The sequence below is a fragment of the Methylobacterium sp. 001424705 genome, assembly GCF_059816145.1.
This window is the reverse complement of record NZ_JCBANU010000066.1, coordinates 1-3358: the sequence shown is the minus strand read 5'-3', so window position 1 is coordinate 3358 and position 3358 is coordinate 1. Positions and strand designations below refer to the sequence as shown.

The window sequence follows — 3358 nt, the reverse complement described above, 5'->3', positions numbered from 1 at the left end:
CGAGCGGATGGCCGAACTGGGTCCCCGGGTGATCCGCGACCACCTGATCGCGCAGCACCGCGCCTTCTACCGCCAACTCCCCTTCGTGGTGCTCGGGACGGTCGATCCGGACGGCGAGGCCTGGGCGACGGTGCGGACCGGGGCGCCGGGCTTCCTCGACGCGCCCGATCCCGGGCACCTGCGGGTCCGGGCGGCCCCCGAGCCCGACGATCCCGCCGAGGCGGGGCTCTCGGACGGCGCCGCCCTCGGCCTCCTCGGGATCGACCTCGGCACGCGGCGGCGCAACCGCCTGAACGGCACGGTGGTGCGCGACCGCCCGGACGGCTTCGCGGTCCGCGTGGCGCAGAGCTTCGGCAACTGCCCGCAATACATCCGCGTCCGGACCGATCCGGCGCCGGTCCCGGCCTCGCTGGCCGCGCCCCGGGTGTCGCACCACCTCGACGTTCAGGCCCGCGCCCTCATCGGGAGCGCGGAGACGATGTTCGTGGCGAGCTACGCCCTCGGCGCCGATGGCCGCCGGCAGGTCGACGTCTCGCATCGGGGCGGTCCCGCCGGCTTCGTCCGAATCGGCGCGGACGGGGTCCTGACGGTGCCGGATTATGCCGGCAACCGGTTCTTCAACACCCTGGGCAACCTGCTCGCCAACCCGCGCGCCGGGCTTCTGTTCATCGACTTCGCGACCGGCGACCTCGTGCAGATGACCGGGCATTCCGAGGTCGTCCTCGACGCTCCCGACCTCGCGGACCACCCCGGCGCCGAGCGCCTCTGGCGCGTCACGCCCCGCAAAGTGATCCGGCGCCCGGGCGCCTGGCCGCTGCGGTTCGCGCCCCCTACGGCACGATCTCGATGAGCGGCACCCGTGGGATCTCCCCCGCGGCGAAGGCCGAGAGGTCGATGGTGAGGTCGTCGGTGTCGAAGCGGACCGGGACGTCGAAGGCGAAGCCCGCCGTCACCCGCGCGCCCGCCGCCGGCACGGCGTCGGCCGCGAAGGTGAGGCGGCCGGTGGCGGCCTCGCAGGCGACCTTGGCCACCGGCACCGCGACGCCGTCCACCGCCACCCGCACGCTCTCGGCCACCGGCTTGGCGATGGTCCGCCGATAGGGCGCGGGCCCGGTGCCGTAGGTCTTGGCGAGCTGGAACACCCGGGTGGCCCCGTCCCCGAGGCCGAGGAGCTGGTCGGTGGCCGCGATCGCGCGCGAGGGCGGCCCGGAGGTCGCATCGACCCGGTCGCGGTAGCGGAAGCCGTAGAGCCGGCCCCGCCGCTCCTCGAAGAAGCTCAGCACCGCGTGCAGGGCGTCGAGGGTGCGGATGCCGAAGCCGGCATCGTAGCGCCGGCGGGAATCGGCCCAGCGGCTGTTGCGGTGCTCGCGGCCCGAGGCCAGGGTGACGATCTCGGTCAGCCGGCTCGGGCCGCCGCTGCCGCGCAGGGCCACGTCGAGGGGAAAGCGGACCTCGTGGAAGTCGCTCGGCGGATCGTCGACCATGTGGATTCCTCCTTTCGCCTCACAGACCGCGCCGGCCCCGGGCCACCGCCCGGGCGAGGCCGGCGGCCACCTGCGCCTCCGAGCGGCGGAAGCTCTCGAGGTCCGGGGTGGCAATGTGGATGGTCACGGGGGCGGAGGCCTGGCCGCCCGTCGCGACGCCGAGCCGCCCGTCGCTGCCGCGCTTCAGGGGCAGGATCGCCTCCGGCCCGGCCTCGCCCATCAGGCCGAGGCCGTCGCGCATGGGGAAGTAGGTCGGGGCGGCCACGACGCCGCCGGCCGCGAAGGGGCGGACGCGGCCCCGCTGCAGAACCCCGCCGTCGGCGAAGGCCGCTTCGGCACTGCCCGCGCCCGACCCGATCAGCCCGTTCACCAGCCGGGTGATCCCGGCCTTGACCGGGCTCAGGGCCGCCTTGACCGTCACGCTGGAGAGCTTCGTCGCCAGCGTGCCGAGGACGCTGTCGAGCTGGCGCCCGGCCCCGACATTGAGGCTGAGCGCCTGGGACAGGCTCCGGCCGAAGCGCTGGGCGAGCCGGTCGAGGGTCTCCAGCTGCCGGGCGCGGGCCGCGGTGCTGCGGTCGGGGTCGGTCTCGGCCATGGCGGGGGGCTCGCATCAGGTCGGGTCGGGGAAGCGGGCGATCAGGTCCCGCAGGGCCGCCCCGTCGAGGGCGGTGCGGGCCCCGGTCAGGCCGGCGGCGGCCATCAGTTCGCGCGGCGTGGCGCGCCAGAAGTCGCGCGGGCGCCAGCGCAGGCGGGCGAGGCCCAGCGCCAGCGCCTCGTCCCACGGGAAGGCGGAGGGCGGCTCCGGCGCGGTCCCGCCCGTGGGGCTCAAGGGGTTTCGGGGGCCTCGCCGAAGGCCGCGGCGAGCACGGCGCCGATCGCCGTTCCGATCGCCTCCAGGTCGCCCGCCAGCGGCAGGGCCGCGACGGCGGCCGCGTCGAGGTCGTGGCCGCCGCCGCGCAGGGCCGCGCCGAGGAGCGCGATGAGGTCCCGGCTCCTGAGCCGCCCCTCGCCGAAGCGGGCGGCGAGCTCGGTGAGGTCGGCGGCCCCGAGGGCATCCTCGAGTTCGGCCAGGGCCCCGAGGGTGAGGCAGAGGGTATAGCGCTCGGGGCCCAGGGCCAGGGTCACCTCGCCGCGCCGGCGGTTGGCCATCAGGCGGCCGTGAAGGCGAGGGGGCCGGCCGAGTCGAGGGCCAGGTCGAAGGTCACCTCCCCGGCGTGATCCCCGCGGTATTCCAGGCTGGTGATCTGGAAGACGCCCTCCAGGGTGCCGAAGGCCGGCACCACGATCTGGTAGGTCTCCAGGCTGCCGTCGAAGAACACCTGCCGCAGGCGGCCATCGGAGGCCTCGTCGCGGAACACCCCGGAGCCCGAGAGGGCGGCCCGGCGCACCCCGGCCCCGGCCAGGAGTTCGCGCCAGCGCCCGGCGGAATCGGCGTTCGTCACGTCCACCGTCTCGGCGTTGAAGGCGATCTGGCGGGCCCGCAGGCCCGCCACCGCGAGAAAGCCGCTGCCGGAGGCGATGCGGATAAGCAGGTCCTTGCCGCGTTGGGCTGCCATGGGGGGCTCCGTGGATCGAGGGGTCAGGCGGAGAGGCGCTCGGTGATCGCCCGCAGGGTCAGGGTGGCGCGGGCCTCGCCGCTGGCGGGGTCGCGCCGCACGGCGATGGCCTCCAGGTCGAGGCGCACGAGGGTGTGGCCCGCGAGGGCGAGGGGCGCGTCGTGCAGGAGGTCGGCGATGCGCTCGGCGGCATCCACCGCGCTGCGGAGCGAGCCCGGCCGGGCGAAGACCGTCAGGCCGAGGGCGTGCCGGTGGCGCCGGGCGCCGTCGACGGAATCGTCGCGGATCTCGGCGTCCCCGAACAGGGCGTAGACCGGC

General features: G+C 75.8%; 7 protein-coding genes. 1 reads left to right on the top strand and 6 read right to left on the bottom strand.

Features of this window, described 5'->3' with window-relative positions; all coding sequences use genetic code 11:
• A partial coding sequence (locus AC6EUL_RS22715) for a pyridoxamine 5'-phosphate oxidase family protein (RefSeq protein WP_499872864.1) occupies window positions 1-850 on the top strand: 850 nt, incomplete at its 5' end.
• Here the strand turns inward: AC6EUL_RS22715 and AC6EUL_RS22710 are convergent.
• The 6 genes from AC6EUL_RS22710 to AC6EUL_RS22685 all read right to left on the bottom strand — a co-directional run.
• Complete coding sequence (locus AC6EUL_RS22710; protein WP_056382321.1) at window positions 831-1484, bottom strand: DUF2460 domain-containing protein; 654 nt, start codon at window positions 1482-1484, stop codon at window positions 831-833. The genes AC6EUL_RS22715 and AC6EUL_RS22710 overlap by 20 nt on opposite strands.
• 19 nt (window positions 1485-1503) lie before the next feature.
• Window positions 1504-2079, bottom strand: coding sequence for a phage tail tape measure protein (locus tag AC6EUL_RS22705; protein WP_056350933.1), 576 nt, complete (start codon window positions 2077-2079; stop codon window positions 1504-1506).
• 15 nt (window positions 2080-2094) lie between these two features.
• Entirely contained in the window at window positions 2095-2313 is a 219-nt protein-coding gene (locus AC6EUL_RS22700) for a phage tail assembly chaperone (protein ID WP_056277409.1), read from the bottom strand.
• Complete coding sequence (locus AC6EUL_RS22695; protein ID WP_056496632.1) at window positions 2310-2633, bottom strand: gene transfer agent family protein; 324 nt, start codon at window positions 2631-2633, stop codon at window positions 2310-2312. Before AC6EUL_RS22695 ends, AC6EUL_RS22700 begins: the two co-directional genes overlap by 4 nt.
• Window positions 2633-3040, bottom strand: a complete 408-nt coding sequence (locus AC6EUL_RS22690; protein ID WP_056211943.1) for a phage major tail protein, TP901-1 family — start codon at window positions 3038-3040, stop codon at window positions 2633-2635. Before AC6EUL_RS22690 ends, AC6EUL_RS22695 begins: the two co-directional genes overlap by 1 nt.
• Window positions 3041-3063: 23 nt before the next feature.
• Window positions 3064-3358 (bottom strand): DUF3168 domain-containing protein (locus AC6EUL_RS22685; RefSeq protein WP_499872860.1); only part of this gene is annotated, 295 nt, incomplete at its 5' end.